12 protein-coding genes and 1 pseudogene are annotated in these 15,981 nt (G+C 72.0%); 3 read left to right on the top strand and 10 right to left on the bottom strand.

The features are described from left to right. Positions 1 to 311: 311 nt before the first annotated feature. Positions 312 to 682 (bottom strand): annotated as a pseudogene (locus tag ACFU6I_RS44205) (RNA polymerase subunit sigma-70); the annotation flags it as partial. A gap of 78 nt (positions 683 to 760) precedes the next feature. On the opposite strand from ACFU6I_RS44205, the gene ACFU6I_RS44200 reads away from it, so the two are divergent. Further along, positions 761 to 1,789 carry an aspartate-semialdehyde dehydrogenase gene (locus ACFU6I_RS44200; RefSeq protein WP_384378892.1) on the top strand — a complete coding sequence of 343 codons (1,029 nt, stop codon included), beginning with the start codon at positions 761 to 763 and terminating at the stop codon, positions 1,787 to 1,789. Positions 1,790 to 1,862: 73 nt separating this feature from the next. Here ACFU6I_RS44200 and ACFU6I_RS44195 read toward each other — a convergent pair whose 3' ends face one another. After that, positions 1,863 to 2,369, bottom strand: coding sequence for a DUF1203 domain-containing protein (locus ACFU6I_RS44195; RefSeq protein WP_266985627.1), 507 nt, complete (start codon positions 2,367 to 2,369; stop codon positions 1,863 to 1,865). Between the two features lie 114 nt (positions 2,370 to 2,483). Here ACFU6I_RS44195 and pepN point away from each other — a divergent pair, with 114 nt between their 5' ends. Next, positions 2,484 to 5,060: an aminopeptidase N gene (gene pepN, locus ACFU6I_RS44190; protein WP_384378888.1), complete on the top strand. Its 2,577-nt coding sequence runs from the start codon at positions 2,484 to 2,486 to the stop codon at positions 5,058 to 5,060. 148 nt (positions 5,061 to 5,208) lie between these two features. Here pepN and ACFU6I_RS44185 read toward each other — a convergent pair whose 3' ends face one another. The 8 genes from ACFU6I_RS44185 to ACFU6I_RS44150 form a co-directional block, all read right to left on the bottom strand. Then, on the bottom strand, positions 5,209 to 5,775 hold the full coding sequence (locus ACFU6I_RS44185; protein ID WP_384378885.1) for a YcxB family protein: 567 nt from the start codon (positions 5,773 to 5,775) through the stop codon (positions 5,209 to 5,211). Positions 5,776 to 5,816: 41 nt separating this feature from the next. Further along, complete coding sequence (locus ACFU6I_RS44180) at positions 5,817 to 6,356, bottom strand: YcxB family protein (protein WP_384378882.1); 540 nt, start codon at positions 6,354 to 6,356, stop codon at positions 5,817 to 5,819. Between the two features lie 283 nt (positions 6,357 to 6,639). After that, positions 6,640 to 7,785, bottom strand: coding sequence for an allantoicase (gene alc / locus ACFU6I_RS44175; RefSeq protein ID WP_384378879.1), 1,146 nt, complete (start codon positions 7,783 to 7,785; stop codon positions 6,640 to 6,642). Between the two features lie 65 nt (positions 7,786 to 7,850). Continuing rightward, positions 7,851 to 8,771, bottom strand: a complete 921-nt coding sequence (locus tag ACFU6I_RS44170; RefSeq protein WP_384378876.1) for a LysR substrate-binding domain-containing protein — start codon at positions 8,769 to 8,771, stop codon at positions 7,851 to 7,853. Continuing rightward, positions 8,768 to 9,721, bottom strand: a complete 954-nt coding sequence (locus tag ACFU6I_RS44165) for a DMT family transporter (protein WP_384378873.1) — start codon at positions 9,719 to 9,721, stop codon at positions 8,768 to 8,770. Before ACFU6I_RS44165 ends, ACFU6I_RS44170 begins: the two co-directional genes overlap by 4 nt. A gap of 243 nt (positions 9,722 to 9,964) precedes the next feature. Next, positions 9,965 to 10,177, bottom strand: coding sequence for a hypothetical protein (locus ACFU6I_RS44160; protein WP_384378895.1), 213 nt, complete (start codon positions 10,175 to 10,177; stop codon positions 9,965 to 9,967). 38 nt (positions 10,178 to 10,215) lie between these two features. Continuing rightward, positions 10,216 to 12,372: a 4-alpha-glucanotransferase gene (gene malQ / locus ACFU6I_RS44155; protein WP_384378871.1), complete on the bottom strand. Its 2,157-nt coding sequence runs from the start codon at positions 12,370 to 12,372 to the stop codon at positions 10,216 to 10,218. Further along, a complete protein-coding gene (locus ACFU6I_RS44150; protein ID WP_384378868.1) occupies positions 12,373 to 12,639 on the bottom strand; it encodes a hypothetical protein in 267 nt (88 codons plus the stop codon). 309 nt (positions 12,640 to 12,948) lie between these two features. Here ACFU6I_RS44150 and ACFU6I_RS44145 point away from each other — a divergent pair, with 309 nt between their 5' ends. Further along, positions 12,949 to 15,945: a beta-N-acetylglucosaminidase domain-containing protein gene (locus tag ACFU6I_RS44145; RefSeq protein WP_384378865.1), complete on the top strand. Its 2,997-nt coding sequence runs from the start codon at positions 12,949 to 12,951 to the stop codon at positions 15,943 to 15,945. The last annotated feature ends 36 nt before the right edge of the window (positions 15,946 to 15,981 follow it).

The following is a 15,981-nucleotide window of genomic DNA, read 5'->3' as shown; positions in this document are numbered from 1 at the left end:
GTGGGGTGATACCGAGAGAGGGCGGGCGCCCGCGGGGGCGCCCGCCCTTTCCCGTTCCCCCTGCGCGCCCAGCCGCGGCCCGGGCAGGTGCCGGAGCGGGCCTTCGGCAGGGCGGCCGACATCCACTCCCGGGCCGCGGCGGCGATGAGCCGCGCACAGGCCACGATCCCCGACTCGGTGAGCTCGGCAGCGCCGCCCCCCGGACCGCCGCCGGCCGGGAGGCGCCGACGCCCAGCGCGCACACCAGGGCCACCAGCGAGGCGACCGGGGCGAGCGGCCCGCGCCGCACCCACCGGTCCCGGCCCCATCGCCCTCAGCGCGGCGAGCCGGGCTCCGATCCGTTCCTGCCGGTGTCCGGTGCGATGCCGGTCGGCAGCGAGGTTCGAGGCGACCACCGCCGCCCGCGCGCCCACCTCCCGCGGGGCCTCCCTGCCGTTCGCGGTGCGTGCCGGCAGCCGCAGGCGCACCTGCTGCACCCCGTCCTGAAGGTCGGACGGCGGCACTCCACCGAGGGACAGGATCGCGCGGACCCGGTCCACCGTGCCGGACCGAGGGGTCCGCCCCCGCGCCCGCGGCTTTCCTTCTCAGCAAGGGCCGCCCCCTCCCCTGGAGCGTGTTTCCCCTGTGCCGCCGGGGCGCCGCGAAACGTTCGATTCCCGCCCGCTGTCCGTCTGCCGGACAATGGATTGGACAAGGAAGCCGTGGACATACGCATCATGGAACGGCAACCGCGCCAGTTCGTACGTTTGAAGGAGTCCCTGTGAAGGTCGGAATCGTCGGCGCCACCGGTCAGGTCGGCACAGTCATGCGCAGGATCCTGGCCGAGCGGAAGTTCCCGACCGACGAGCTGAGGCTCTTCGCCTCCGCGCGCTCCGCAGGTTCCACGATCGAGTGGGAGGGCCAGGAGATCACCGTCGAGGACGCCTCCACCGCGGACTACACGGGTCTGGACATCGTCCTGTTCTCCGCCGGCGGCGCGACCTCGAAGGCGCTCGCCGAGAAGGTCGCCTCCCAGGGCGCCGTCGTGATCGACAACTCCTCCGCATGGCGCAGGGACCCCGAGGTCCCGCTCGTCGTCTCCGAGGTCAACGCGCACGCGATCAAGAACCGCCCCAAGGGCATCATCGCGAACCCGAACTGCACCACGATGGCCGCCATGCCCGTGCTGCGCCCGCTGCACGACGAGGCCGGTCTCGACGCGCTCGTCGTCGCCAGCTACCAGGCGGTCTCCGGCTCCGGTGTGGCCGGGGTCGCCGAGCTGCACGGGCAGGCGTCCAAGGTGATCGCCGACGCCGACAAGCTCACCCACGACGGCGGCGCCGTCGAGTTCCCCGAGCCGACCGTCTACAAGCGGCCGATCGCCTTCAACGTGCTGCCGCTGGCCGGCTCGATCGTCGACGACGGCTCGTTCGAGACCGACGAGGAGCAGAAGCTCCGCAACGAGTCCCGCAAGATCCTTGAGATCCCGGAGCTCAAGGTGTCCGGCACCTGCGTCCGGGTCCCGGTCTTCTCCGGCCACTCCCTCCAGATCAACGCCCGCTTCGCCCGCCCGATCAGCGTCGAGCGCGCCTACGAGCTGCTGAACGACGCCGAGGGCGTCGAGCTCTCGGAGATCCCGACCCCGCTCCAGGCGGCCGGCCAGGACGTGTCGTACGTGGGCCGCATCCGGGCCGACGAGACCGTGGAGAACGGTCTGGCGCTCTTCGTCTCCGGCGACAACCTGCGCAAGGGCGCGGCGCTGAACGCGGTGCAGATCGCGGAGCTCGTCGCGGCGGAGCTGAACGGCTGACGCGTCGCACGGAAGAAGGTATCGGCGGGCGCCCGGTCGGGTGCCCGCCGATACCTTTACCGCCCCTCTCCCTTCAGCCCTGCGGCCTGCGGACCTCGAAGTGGAAGCAGCCGTACTCGACGGCCCTGACGTGCACCAGCGCCACCTCCGGGTCGGCGAACGCCTCCGCGAACGCCTCGTCGAAGCCGCGCGACGGATCGGCGGGGATCTCCAGCAGACGGCCGCCGACGATGTGGCCGTCCGCGTTGTAGCGGCGGACCGTGCGCAAAGCGCCGACCCGGGCGAACGGATAGCGGTCCCCGCCCGCCGCCGGGCCCTCGCACTCCTCGGCGTGGATGTAGACGGGGCCCTGCTCGTCGTACGCCCCGGGCCTGGCCCAGGTCGCGGCCGCCCAGCGGCGCAGCGGCGCGTACGAGACGAGGGCGATCCGCTCCCCCGGCTCGACGCCCCGCAGACAGCAGCGCAGCGGGCTGCCGCCTTCCCGCTCGGTGTACGGGACGCAGGGACGGCCCGCGTCGTCGGTGTCGCGGAGCTCCTTGAGAACAGCAGGTTCGATGGGACGTGCCTCGTAGCCGGTCATGGTTCGAGCGTCGCGCGTGGCACCGTCGGTGTCCGGCGGAAAACGGACATAGCGTTGCGTGTGCTCCGCGTGGAAGGATGGCTGGAAAACATCACAGATCAAGGAGATGACCGGGTGCCTGGCACGAATCTGACCCGCGAAGAGGCACAGGAGCGGGCGCGCCTGCTGACCGTGGACGCGTACGAGATCGATCTCGACCTCTCCGGCGCACAGGAGGGCGGCACCTACCGGTCCGTCACCACAGTGCGCTTCGACTCCGCCGAAGCCGGTGCGGAGACCTTCATCGACCTGGTCGCCCCGGCCGTGCACGAGGTCGAGCTGAACGGCAAGGCCCTCGACGTCGCCGCCGTCTTCCGCGACTCGCGGATCGCACTGCCGCACCTGCACGCGGGCTCCAACGTGCTGCGGGTCGTCGCGGACTGCGCGTACACCAACACCGGCGAGGGCCTGCACCGCTTCGTCGACCCGGTCGACCAGCAGGCGTACCTGTACACGCAGTTCGAGGTGCCGGACGCCCGCCGGGTCTTCGCGAGCTTCGAGCAGCCCGACCTGAAGGCGACCTTCCAGTTCACCGTGAAGGCGCCGACGGGCTGGACGGTCATCTCGAACTCCCCCACCCCGGAGCCCAAGGACGACGTCTGGGTCTTCGAGCCGACGCCGCGCATCTCGACGTACATCACGGCCCTGATCGCCGGCCCGTACCACGCGGTGCACAGCAGCTACGAGAAGGACGGCCAGTCCGTTCCGCTCGGCATCTACTGCCGTCCCTCGCTCGCCGAGTTCCTCGACGCCGACGCGATCTTCGACGTCACGCGGCAGGGCTTCGACTGGTTCCAGGAGAAGTTCGACTACGACTACCCGTTCGCCAAGTACGACCAGCTGTTCGTACCGGAGTTCAACGCGGGCGCGATGGAGAACGCGGGCGCGGTCACCATCCGCGACCAGTACGTGTTCCGCTCGAAGGTGACGGACGCGGCGTACGAGCGGCGTGCGGAGACCATCCTGCACGAGCTGGCGCACATGTGGTTCGGCGACCTCGTCACCATGGAGTGGTGGAACGACCTGTGGCTGAACGAGTCGTTCGCCACGTACACCTCGGTCGCGTGCCAGGCGTACGCGGAGGGCTCCAAGTGGCCGAACTCCTGGACCACATTCGCCAACTCGGAGAAGACCTGGGCCTACCGCCAGGACCAGCTGCCGTCCACGCACCCGATCATGGCGGACATCCGTGACCTGGACGACGTGCTGGTCAACTTCGACGGGATCACCTACGCCAAGGGCGCCTCGGTCCTGAAGCAGCTGGTGGCGTACGTCGGCATGGACGAGTTCTTCAAGGGCGTCCAGGCGTACTTCAAGGCGCACGCGTTCGGCAACACCCGGCTGTCCGATCTGCTGGGCGCGCTGGAGGAGACCTCCGGCCGTGACCTGAAGACCTGGTCGAAGGCGTGGCTGGAGACGGCGGGCATCAACATCCTGCGCCCGGAGATCACCACCGACGAGAACGGTCACGTCACCTCGTTCACCGTCCTGCAGGAGGCCCCGGCTCTGCCCGCCGGCGCCAAGGGCGAGCCGACGCTGCGCCCGCACCGGATCGCGATCGGCTGCTACGACCTCGACGAGGCCGGAAAGCTGGTCCGCACGAACCGGATCGAGCTGGATGTCGACGGCGAGCGCACCACCGTCCCGTACCCGGCGAACACCGCCCGTCCGGCGGTCATCCTCCTCAACGACGACGACCTGTCGTACGCGAAGGTCCGCCTCGACGAGGAGTCCCTGCGGGTCGTCACCGAGCACCTCGGCGACTTCACCGAGTCCCTGCCGCGCGCCCTGTGCTGGGCCTCCGCCTGGGACATGACCCGTGACGGCGAACTGGCCACGCGCGACTACCTTTCGCTCGTCCTGTCCGGCATCGGCAAGGAGTCGGACATCGGCGTCGTCCAGTCGCTGCACCGGCAGGTGAAGCTGGCCCTGGACCTGTACGCGGCGCCGGAGTCCCGCGAGGCGGCACTGGCGCACTGGACGGAGGCGACGCTCGCCCACCTGCGCGCCGCCGAGCCCGGCAGCGACCACCAGCTCGCCTGGGCCCACGCACTCGCGGCGACGGCCCGCAACCCGCAGCAGCTCGACCTGCTCCAGGCGCTGCTCAACGGCACGGAGACGGTCGAGGGCCTCGCCGTCGACACCGAGCTGCGCTGGGCATTCGTCGAGCGACTTGCCGCGGTCGGCCTGCTCGACGAGGACGAGATCGCCGCCGAGTACGAGCGCGACAAGACGGCCGCCGGCGAACGCCACGCGGCGACCGCCCGCGCGGGACGCCCCACGGCCGAGGCCAAGGCGGAGGCATGGGCCTCGGTCGTCGAGTCGGACAAGCTCCCGAACGCCGTCCAGGAGGCGGTCATCGGCGGCTTCGTCCAGACCGACCAGCGCGAGCTGCTGGCCCCGTACACCGAGAAGTTCTTCGCAGCGGTGAAGGAGGTCTGGGACTCGCGCAGCCATGAGATGGCCCAGCAGATCGCCGTCGGTCTCTACCCGTCCCTCCAGGTCTCGCAGGAGACCCTGGACGCAACGGTCGCGTGGCTGGACTCGGCAAAGCCGAATGCGGCACTGCACCGGCTGATCTCCGAGTCGCGGGCAGGCGTGGAGCGCGCGCTGAAGGCGCAGGCGGCGGACGCGGCAGCGGCTACCGCGTAGCAGTAACAGCAGCAGCTGAGCAGTGGGGGCGCTTCCTTCGTGGAGCGCCCCCTTTGCATGCCTCTTCCGCGTCCCCCAGGAGACGTTCGGCCAGTAAGGGGGGCTCACACAATGGGCGGCGATGCGCCACGCTCAGAGGCCGCGTTCGTCACACACGAGTGGTGTGCTGGTCCAGGACGGCCCGCAGTCGGTCGAGGTCTCCGGCCCCGTGCACGCCCCGCTTGGGCAGGACACTGAGCCACATGATGTTGGGGTCCCGGCTGAGCAGGACGAAGTGGCCGGCCGTCTCCCGATAGCCCTGGAAGACGGACCACTTCTGGACCAACGTGCTGTGGTCGCTGCGGCAGGTGATCCCGGCCGGGGACACGGTGACGCGGTACTCGCCCTGCCATCCGGTGATCCGCTGCACGTTCGCGGCCTGCAGCCGCGGGTACCCCAACACCACCAGGACGCCGAACAGGACCAGAACGGTCGCGATCGGGTCGATCCTCCCGCGGCCCACGGCGGAGAGCAGCCACTGCCCTATCCACAGTGTGAGGAACACGCCCTTCAGCAGCAGCCCGGTCCGCTTGATCCGCTCACGGACCCGCAGGCCGACCATTGTGTCGGCCTTCTGGGGCAGGTACACCAGCTGGACCGCGGTCTGTTCGTCCACGACGTCGGCGGAGGTTTCCGCGCCGTTGTCGGTGTCTTCGGCGCTGCGGCCCTCGGCCATGGTTCCTCCCCGGTACGACGACCTGCGGATCCTACCGAACCTCAGTGCTGGGGCGGACGGCTGCCGTGGCGGGGCAGGTGGCGGTCGAGTATGCCTCGCAGCCGGTCGGTGTCGTCCCTGCTCATGGCGCGCTTCGGCAGATAGTGCACGACGAGCAGGTACGGCGGGGGCGTCAGCAGGACGAATCCGGCGGCGGTCTCCACGTACCCGCCGAGGCTCCGCCAGCCCCGGCGCGTCTCCATGTCCGTGCCCGCGAAGCGCACAGCGTCGTCGGAGTCGGCGACGGTCACGGTCCAGGGCCCCAGCGGGGTTCCCGTCCTGGCATGCCGCGCGGCCAGGACGCCCGTCCTGGCGACGAGGCCGAACAGGCTGATGAGGAAGGCGATTCCCGCGGCCGGGACGCTGTCGGCGAGCAGCCACACCGCCGCTGCGAAGAGCGCCGGCGAGAGCAGCCCTTGCAGCCGGCCCTTGATCCCCCGTACCCGCCCGCGTGCGTGGAACGCGTCGGACCAGTCCGGCTGCCCCAGCTCGTATCTCAGCTCGACAGCGGCACCTGCCGCTGTGCTCTGCTTCTCGGTCACGACCCCTCCCGATGCTGCCCGGTGACGAGCCGTGATCGTAGCGGGCAGGCCGCCCCCGGCCCGGGTCGAGGACGGTCAGCCCCTACGACACCGCGAGTTCGGCCTCCACGGCGGCCCTGCAGAGTCGAGAGCCCTGGCTGAATACCGCCCGGCGGACGGGCGCCGTTGCGCAGCCGTTCGCCGGGCGGGAGTGGTGGGGTGCCGGGTCGTCAGGTGCGGACGGGCGGCGTGAAGCCCGCCCGGCGGCCCCGGACCGGGGTCCGGGGCAGGCCCCTGTGAGCGGTTACGCGCCCGACTCCTCGTAGCGGGCGGCCAGTTCGGCGGCGCCCGATTCCGTGAGCGTGCCGTGCAGGCGCATGCGGGCCACGCCGCCGTCCGGGAAGGCGTCGAGGCGGACGTGGGTGACCACAGCCTGGGCGCGGAGGGGGAAGCGGTGGAGGGTGTCGGGCTGGAGCTGGGTGCGGGGGATGATGTCGAACCATTCACCCGTCTCGCCGTTGCGGCCCTGGAGGGCGATCCAGCCGGCCGCGTTGCCCTTGAGGTAGGCCGTGTCGATCTCGACCGCGCGGACCGCGCCCTGGGCGACCAGGCGGAAGCGGACCCAGTCGTTCGTGTCGCGTACGCGGCGGCGGCGGTTCTCCCAGCCGTCGTCCATCTTGCGGGAGGTGCCGGGCAGGATGATCTGGGTCGGTGAGGAGTAGAAGCGGTCCGAGGCGTCCTCGTACGCACCGCCGTTGAGCACCGCGATCAGATCGATCGTGCCGAGGGTCGCCAGCCACGTGGGGTCGGGGAGGACCTCGCCATGGACGCGGAGTCGGGCTATGCCCCCGTCGGGGTGCTGGCAGAGGCGGATGTGGGTGTAGCGGCGGCCGCCGGTGATCTCGAACCCGTTGGCGGCGTGGCCGCGCACGGGGGTCGGCGGGACGATCTCCTCCCATTTCACGTCGTCGGCGAGGAGTTCGGAGGGGCTGGGTGATCCCTCGACCGACGTCGCCTGGATCGAGACGCGCTGCGGGTAGTTGCCGCGGAAGTGGGCGGTGTCGACGACGATGCCGCGGATGATGCCGGGGGCGCCGAGACGGACCAGGGCCCAGTCGTGGTCCTCGGGCGCGGGGAAGGGGTGTGCGGCGTCGGTGCCGCGGCGGCGGCGGGTCTCCCAGCCGTCCATGATCTTGCCCTTGTGCCCGAAGTGCTCGGGGTCGAACACGGCGCGCTCGCGGATCAGCAGGTTCTCGCGCTCGGCGAAGAACTCGTCGTTCGCGGCGATCACACCCGCACCGAGACGGCGGTCTGCGAGGTCCACCAGATCGGTGAAGGGGAAGTCGCCGGTCCGGTAGTCGGCGTAGGGGTCGCCTCCGCCGTACGGGGCCGCATCGTTGGCGTGGGGGTCGTTGTCCGTGGCCGTGGTCTCGCTCGCGTCGAAGGTCATGTGGGTAACTGTCGCGCCGAATGAACCATCAGGTCCATCGAAAGTTTTCGCACAATTCATTCAGCTCAGCTGAATGTTTTCGCGCGGGCCGAGCTGACCTGTTCGAGCGCGGCCAGGACCCGGGCCACCGCCGGACTCTCCTCCGCCCCCTGCCGTACCGCCGCCACCACATGGCGCCTGGGCAGGTCCGCCTCCAGAACGCGCATCACCACACCCTTGCGGCGTTCCGCCGACGCCATCCGCGGGATCAGGGCGACACCCATGTGCGCCTCGACCATGGCGAGGATCGCGGTCCACCCGGAGGCGCTGTGCGCCTGCTCCGGCACGAACCCGGCCGCCTCGCACGCGGCCGTGGTGATCTCCGACCAGGGGCCCGAGCCGCCGAAGATCCACGGTTCGGCGGCGAGGTCGGCCAGCCGGAGCCCTGGGGCGTCCGCGAGCCGGTGACCGGTGGGGAGGGCGACGTCGAGCGGGTCGGTCAGCAGGGGGAGGAGGGTGAAGCGGGGGTCGTGGGCGGTCGGTGCGTGCGCGGCGAGGGAGAGCGCGAGGTCGACGTCGCCGGCCGACAGGAGTTCGTACGCCTCCGCGGCCTCCGCCTCCCGCACCCGTACGGACGGTCCCGGCCGGTCGTCGGCGCGCAGGAGCCGGACCGCCGGCACGACGAGGGCGGGCACTGCGGTCGAGAAGGCGCCGACCCGCACCTCCCCCGCCTCACCCCGCAGGTAGCCGGTCAACTCGGCTTCGGCACGTTCCAGTTGGGCGAAGACCGCTTCGGCGTGGCGCAGTACGAGATGTGCGGCATCGGTGAGCCGGACGCGTCGGCCCTGTGCTTCCAGCAGGGGTACGCCGAGCTGCTTGGCCAGATTGGAGAGCTGCTGGGACACCGCGGAGGGGGTCATCAGCAGCGCCTCGGCCGTCGCCGTGACGGTCCCGCGCTCGCTCAGCGTGCGCAGAATCCGGAGCTTCTTGATGTCCCACTCGGTCATGTCCGCACATTATCCGCCGCCGCGGCCCCGGCCCGTCCGGCCCCCAGAGCCACTCCACCGATGATCAACGCCAGACAGAGGAGCTCCACCGGCCCCGTGGACTCGCCCAGCAAAACGGCCGAGAGCCCGGCCACGCAGACCGGCTGCAGGTAGTACACGACCCCGGTCCGCGCCGCGCCGATCAGGGCGACGGCCTTGTTCCAGGCGAAGAAGGCGACCGCGGAGGAGAGGACACCGACGTACAGGAGCGGTCCGACGGTGGCGGTCGTCGGTTCGAAACCGCCCTGGACGGCGGCGCTGACGGCGAAGGCGGGCGCCAGCATCAGGGCACCGAGCACAAAGGTGGCGAAGAGGAAGGCCGGTCCGCCGATCTCCGTGGGGCGGCGGCGCAGCAGCGCGCTGTACGAGGCGAAGCTGAGCATCGCGGCGAACATCCACAGATCGCCGGGCGCGAAGTCCGTCGCCAGGGACCCGCCGCCGACCAGCAGCAGCACTCCGGTGCAGGCGACGGCCATCCCGACGGTGCGGCGCGCCCCGAGCCGACGGCCGCCGAGGCGTTCGTACACCGCCATCACCACGGGCGACGCCGCCATGATCATGCCCATCTTGCCGGCCGATGTGGACAGGCCTGCCTGGTTGACCAGGGTGTTGTAGACGGTGACGCCGAGCAGTGCGGCAAGGGCGACGAACCCCAGGTGGCGGCGGATGAGGGTGCGTTGCCGCCAGGTCTGCCGTATCGCGAACGGCGCGACCGCGACGACGGCGACGATCCAGCGCCAGAATGCGGCCTGTACGGGCGGGACGGAGTCGTGGAGGGCGCGGGAGGCGACGAAGGATCCGGACCAGACGGCGGTCGCCGCGGCGGCGAGCAGAAGACCGGCCGCCGAGCCCCTCCGCGCCGTCTGCGCGCCGGCGGCCCGACTGCTGCGGATCCGGTCCAGGACTGCCATGGGATACCCCTTGCCCCTCTCCCCCACCGGGAGATGCGTCGGTCGCACGGCTACCGTCACATCGAGGAGCGTTCAGGTCCATCGAATAATTCAGTTTTATTTATGTAGTGAAACTTAATTATGAGGAAACGCTTCCTTCTCCGGAACGCGCAACAGGGCGCCCCGACGTGTCTTACGCACGTCGGGGCGCCCTGGGGCAGCACTGGTGGAGCTACGCAGTTCTGGCGCTGCGCAACCGGAGGGTCAGGCCTGCTTCTTGGACTTGTCCAGGAGCATGACCAGGCCCGCGATGATCACGAACAGAGCGATGGGGGCCACGACGTAGAGGCCGATCGTGTCGATCGCGCTCAGGCCGGGGCCGGGGTCGTCACCGTCGTCACGGGTCAGCGCAAGCGCGGGGGACGACATGAGCAGCATCATCAGCGTCGTACCGGCCGCCACGGCGCCGGCGCGCATTGCGTTCTTCTTGTCCACGGTTCAAACGTAGCGAACGCCTAGGAGCGACGCGCGCCCGGGGGTGCCGTACGGGGACGCGGGCGACCGCTCCCGGGGTCGAGGACCTCCATCAGGCGGTGCAGACGAGGGGACGCGGTGAGCTCCTCCAGGGTGACCGGGTGGCCCTCCGCGTCGGCGATGGGCAGCCGCCAGTTGGGGTACTGGTCCCAGGTGCCCGGCAGGTTCTGCGGGCGGCGGTCCCCGACCGTGTCCGGGAGCCAGATGCCGGCCATGCGGGCGGGGGTGCGCAGCAGGAAGCGGTGGACGGCCCGGACCGCGCCCTCCTCGTCGCCCTCACCCTCCGGGAACAGTCCGAGTCGGGCGAGCAGGGCGAGCCACTCGGCGGTGTCGGTGGCGTCCTCGGTCCGTTCCTGCTCCAGGGTGCGGGTGAGAAGGCCGAGGCGGTGGCGGAGCGTCACATGGTCGCCGGTGAGCCGGGCGGCTGTGGACGGCAGGTCGTGGGTGGTGGCGGTGGCCAGGCATCCCTCACGCCAGTCCTGCGGGGGCAGCGGGCGGCCGGTGCCCGCCCAGTCGCGCTCGAACCAGAGCACGGACGTGCCGAGCACTCCGCGCCGGGCGAGCGCTTCGCGTACGCCGGGTTCGACCGTGCCGAGATCCTCCCCTATGACGACCGCACCGGCCAGGTGCGCCTCCAGGGCGAGGACAGCGAGCATCGCCTCGGCGTCGTGGCTGACGTAGGTGCCCTCGGTCGGCGGTTTTCCCTCGGGAACCCACCAGAGCCGGAACAGGCCCATGACGTGGTCGATGCGGAGCGCGCCCGCGTGGGCGAGGAGACCGCGGAGCAGTCCGCGGTACGGGGCGTAGCCGGACGCGGCGAGGACGTCGGGTCGCCACGGGGGCAGCCCCCAGTCCTGGCCGCGCGCGTTGAACGCGTCCGGGGGCGCGCCGACCGACATGCCGTGCGCGAAGGCGTCCTGCTGCGCCCAGGCGTCGGCGCCGCCGGGGTGCACGCCGACAGCGAGGTCGTGGACGATGCCGACCGCCATCCCGGCGTCCCGCGCGGCGCTCTGGGCGGCGCCGAGCTGGGTGTCGGTCAGCCAGGCGAGCCGACAGTGGAAGTCGACCCGGTCGAGGAGCTCGCCGCGGGCGCGGGCGGTCTGCGGGGAGCGGGGGTCGCGCAGCGCGGGCGGCCAGGCGTGCCAGTCGGAGCCGTGCACCTCGGCGAGGGCACACCACAGGGCGTGGTCCTCCAGGGCCTGCCCCTGCTCGGCGAGGAAGTCGCAGTAGGCCGCGCGACGGCCGGGGGTCAGCGGGACCTCCGCCACGAGTGCGAGAGCCTGGCGCTTGAGCTCCCAGACGGCGTCCCGGTCGATCAGGGCGCCCTTGTCCAGGACCGCTTCGCTGAGGGCCTCGGCGCTTTGCCGCAGGTCGTCGAGGGCGGCCCGGTCCCGCACGTGCCCGTACTCCGGGATCGACTCGATGTGCAGATGGACGGGGTCGGGGAAGCGGCGCGAGGAGGGGCGGTACGGGGACGGGTCGGTGGGTCTGCCCGGTACAGCGGCGTGCAACGGGTTGACCTGGACGAACCCGGCGCCGAGGGTCCGGCCCGACCAGGCGGCGAGATCGGCGAGGTCGCCGAGGTCGCCCATGCCCCAGGAGCGGCCGGAGAGCAGGGAGTAGAGCTGGACGAGGAAGCCATGGGTGCGCCGGGGCGGCTGGGGCACCCGGGCGGGGGCGACGATCAGAGTGGTGGTGGCGGACCGGCCGTGCGGGGTGCGCACGGTCAACCGGTGGACGCCGAGCGGGGGTTCGGCCCACCAGGCCGGGGTGGCGGCGCTCACCGCGGAAACGGCCGGATCCGGCTGTCCGCCCGGCACCCTCATCCGTGGCGGCCGGGGCGATCCGGCCGCCCCCTCGGGCTCGATGTCCAGTGTTGTGCCGGGGCGCAGTGCGGTCAGGGCGGGCGGCAGGGGCTCCCCGGTCCACACCACGAGCGTCGGCGGGAGCAGCCGGGAGGCGGCCTCCGACTCGGCGGCGGCGAGTGCTTCCTGTACCGCTTCGGGCGTGGCGGCGTCCACGCCCAGGGCGGCGAGCACGGCGATCACCGTGTCGTCGGGGACGGTCACCGTGACATCGGCGGACGGGGAGTAGGAGGTGGCGACACCGTGCAGTGCGGCGAGCCGGGACAGGCCCATTCAGACTCCTGGGGACTCCGTGCCCCCCGCGGTTCCGGGGGCGGTCGGCTCGCTGGTCAGGGGGGCGACGACGGCGAGCGGCGGCTCGCTCGTCAAGGGGGTGGCTGCGGCGAGCGGCGGCTCGCTCGTGAGAGGAACGGCTGCGGCGAGCGACGGCTCGCTGGTGAGGGGTACGGCGTCGGCGTACGCGGGTTCGCCGGTGAGCGGGCCGGGACCCGGTACCTGTTTGGACAGGGCGGAGAGCAGAAGCTGCGCGGCAGCGGGCATGGCGGCCTCCTGGCCGTGGACAAGTGGACACAGCAGGCCTACCCAGCGAGCGCGACCGCAGACATAGGCACTACAACAACGACTCCAACGTGCCCTGGGTCACATTCCGTTCCTCAGGGGCCGGTTACCCGTAAACCCTCCGCCGTTTTCGGCCATTCGGCGTCGTCTCTGCTGCGGTCCGCCGATCACTGACCACACCTCACCCCACCCGCCACATCGGGCATACAGGGCACAACGGCCACACGCATTGACACCCTCGCGCCCGGGTGGTGGGCTCGGAGCCCATCGATGGGAGCGAGGGATCACGGCATGCAGCTCAGGCGCAGAAAGCAGGCGGCGGCCGTCGCGGCCGCCGTGCTCGGCGGACTGCTCTCCACCGGCTCCCCGGCCGCCTTCGCCGCATCCTCGGACCCCGGCTCCCCGGCCGTCTCGACACCCGACCGTACGGACGACGGCTCGCTGCCCACCGTGTGGCCGCGCCCGCAGACCATCAAGGCGTCCGGAGCCGCCGTACCGCTCTCCACCGAGGTGACCCTCCTCGCCGGTGCGCACACCGATCCGTACGCCCTCGACGCGGCCCGGCAGGTGCTGCGCGACGCGGGCGTGCGAACCGTGCACGAGGCGCTGCCGGGCCGCGGGCCGGTCATCCGGCTCGGCGACGACGCCCAGGACGCCCTGCGGGCCCTGCGCGCCCCGCAGCCCGCCGATCTGCCGTCCGGCGGCTACCGGATCGCGGTCGGCACGGTCGCGGGCCGCCCCACCGTCGCCCTGGACGGACTCGGCGACGACGGCCTCTTCCACGCCGTGCAGACGCTGCGTCAGCTGATCCGGAACGGAAGCGTCGCCGGGGTCGTCGTGCGGGACTGGCCGGGCACCGCCGTACGCGGCATGACCGAGGGGTTCTACGGCCGGCCGTGGACGCGCGCGGAGCGACTCGCACAGATCGATTTCATGGGGCGGACAAAGCAGAACCGGTACCTCTACGCGGCGGGCGACGACCCGTACCGGCAGGCCCGCTGGCGCGATCCGTACCCCGCCGAGTGGCGCGCCGACTTCCGCGCACTGGCCGAACGGGCCCGCGCCCAGCATGTGACGCTCGGCTGGGCGGTCTCCCCCGGCCAGGCCATGTGCCTGTCGTCGGACAGCGATGTGAAGGCGCTGACGCGGAAGATCGACGCCATGTGGGCGCTCGGCGTGCGCGTCTTCCAGCTGCAGTTCCAGGACGTCAGTTACAGCGAATGGCACTGCGACGACGACCCGGACACCTTCGGCAGCGGACCCGAGGCGGCGGCCAGGGCCCAGGCGCGGGTCGCGAGCAGGGTGGCGCAGCATCTCGCGGACCGGTACCCGGATGCGGAGCCGCTGTCGGTGATGCCGACGGAGTTCTACCAGGACGGGGTCACCGACTACCGCGCGGCTCTCGCGAAGGAGCTGGACGACCGGGTGCAGATCGCCTGGACCGGCGTCGGGGTCGTGCCGAGGACCATCACCGGCGGGGAACTGGCCGGTGCGCGCGCCACGTTCCGGCATCCGCTCGTCACGATGGACAACTACCCGGTCAACGACTACGCACAGGACCGTATCTTCCTCGGTCCCTACACCGGCCGGGACCCGGCGGTCGCGTTCGGCTCGGCGGCGCTGCTCGCCAACGCCATGGAGCAGCCGTCCGCGTCCCGCATCCCGCTGTTCACCACCGCCGACTTCGCCTGGAACCCGAAGGACTACCGGGCGCAGGAGTCCTGGCAGGCGGCCATGGACGATCTGGCGGGCGGCGACGCCCGCACCCGCGACGCGCTGCGGGCGCTGGCCGGGAACAGCGCGACGTCCGTACTGGGCGGCGACGAGTCGGCCTATCTGCGGCCGTTGCTCACCGCGTTCTGGAACTCCCGTACGACGGCGGACGCCACGGCGCGGGACGATGCGGCACGCGAACTGCGGGCCGCTTTCACCGTGATGCGGGAGGCCCCGCAGCGGCTGAAGGGCCCGGCGGACGGGCGGCTCGACGACGAAGTGCGGCCCTGGACGGAGCAGTTGGCCCGGTATGGGCGGGCGGGTGAGCTCGCCGTCGATCTGCTGCAGGCCCAGGCGCGCGGTGACGGCGCGGCCGCGTGGAAGGCGTCGCTGGCCCTGGAGCCGCTGCGCACAGCGGCCGGGGCGAGCGGGGCGACGGTAGGCAAGGGGGTGCTCGGCCCCTTCCTGGACCGGGTGCGCAAGGAGGCCGACGCCTGGACCGGCGCGGACCGCTCCGTCGGCACGGTGACCACGGCCCCGGGCAGCCACACGGTCCGGCTGAACCGGACCCGCCCGGTGGAGGAGGTGACCGTGATGACCGTACCCGGCAGCGGAGCCGCGGCGGACGCGCGGCTCGAGGCCCATGTGCCGGGCGAGGGCTGGCGCCGCCTCGGCCGGCTGTCGACGACCGGCTGGACCCAGACGGCGACCAAGGGCCTGCGGGCCGACGCGATCCGGATCAGCTGGGCCACGGGTGCCGCCGTGACCGCCCCCGGCGTGAGCGCGGGCACGCTGCCACCGGCCGTCTCCGGTACCGTCCCCGAAGCCCCGCGGGTACGCGCTCTCGTGCCGTGGTTCGGTGACGAGCCCGTGGCCAGACTCGATCTCGTACGCGGCGAGACGGACGCCGAGATCGGCGGCCGGCCGCAGCGGGTCGCGGCGCGACTCGCCGCCCGCCGCCCCGCCGAGGTGCGCGGCGCGCTCAGCGTGAAGGCGCCCCGGGGCATCAAGGTGAGCATCCCGAAGCAGACGACGGTGCCGCGTGGGTCACGTACCGACGTCCCCGTGGAGATCACCGTCCCGGCGGACACCCCCGCCGGTGAGTACGAGGTGCCGATCAGCTTCGGCGGCGAGGAGAGCACCCTCACCGTGCGGGCCTACCCGCGGACCGCCGGGCCCGATCTGGCACGTACGGCCACCGCCTCGTCGTCCGGCGACGAGACCCCGGACTTCCCGGCGGCCGCCGCGTCGGACGGCGATCCGGCCACCCGCTGGTCGTCCCCGGCCGAGGACGGCGCCTGGTGGCAGGCGGAACTGGCGGAGCCCGCCAGGATCGGGCAGGTGGTGCTGCGGTGGCAGGACGCGTACGCCTCCCGCTACCGCATACAGGTCTCCGCGGACGGCCGCACCTGGCGCACGGCGGCGACCGTCCGGGACGGCAGGGGCGGACGCGAGTCCGTCCGCATGGACGCGAAGGACACCCGCTTCCTCAGGGTCCAGGGCGACGCCCGCGGTACCGAGTTCGGCTACTCGCTCTGGTCGGTGGAGGCGTACGCCGTCGAGGAAAGCCCCTAGGGCGTGTGTCGGAAGTCCCGCCGTCCGCCCGAAGGG

The sequence above is a fragment of the Streptomyces sp. NPDC057486 genome (assembly GCF_042802415.1).
Taxonomy (GTDB): Bacteria; Actinomycetota; Actinomycetes; order Streptomycetales; family Streptomycetaceae; genus Streptomyces; species Streptomyces yanii.
The sequence above is the reverse complement of the archived record's forward strand: the minus strand, read 5'-3'. Positions and strand labels throughout refer to the sequence as shown.

What these genes read in the sequence shown, in the direction of transcription:
- ACFU6I_RS44195 (WP_266985627.1), bottom strand. Translation starts at nt 2,369, where the DNA reads ATGACCGGCTACGAGGCACGTCCCATCGAACCTGCTGTTCTCAAGGAG.
- ACFU6I_RS44185 (WP_384378885.1), bottom strand. Translation starts at nt 5,775, where the DNA reads ATGGCCGAGGGCCGCAGCGCCGAAGACACCGACAACGGCGCGGAAACC.
- alc (WP_384378879.1), bottom strand. Translation starts at nt 7,785, where the DNA reads ATGACCTTCGACGCGAGCGAGACCACGGCCACGGACAACGACCCCCAC.
- ACFU6I_RS44170 (WP_384378876.1), bottom strand. Translation starts at nt 8,771, where the DNA reads ATGACCGAGTGGGACATCAAGAAGCTCCGGATTCTGCGCACGCTGAGC.
- ACFU6I_RS44165 (WP_384378873.1), bottom strand. Translation starts at nt 9,721, where the DNA reads ATGGCAGTCCTGGACCGGATCCGCAGCAGTCGGGCCGCCGGCGCGCAG.
- ACFU6I_RS44160 (WP_384378895.1), bottom strand. Translation starts at nt 10,177, where the DNA reads ATGCGCGCCGGCGCCGTGGCGGCCGGTACGACGCTGATGATGCTGCTC.
- malQ (WP_384378871.1), bottom strand. Translation starts at nt 12,372, where the DNA reads ATGGGCCTGTCCCGGCTCGCCGCACTGCACGGTGTCGCCACCTCCTAC.
- ACFU6I_RS44150 (WP_384378868.1), bottom strand. Translation starts at nt 12,639, where the DNA reads ATGCCCGCTGCCGCGCAGCTTCTGCTCTCCGCCCTGTCCAAACAGGTA.
- ACFU6I_RS44145 (WP_384378865.1), top strand. Translation starts at nt 12,949, where the DNA reads ATGCAGCTCAGGCGCAGAAAGCAGGCGGCGGCCGTCGCGGCCGCCGTG.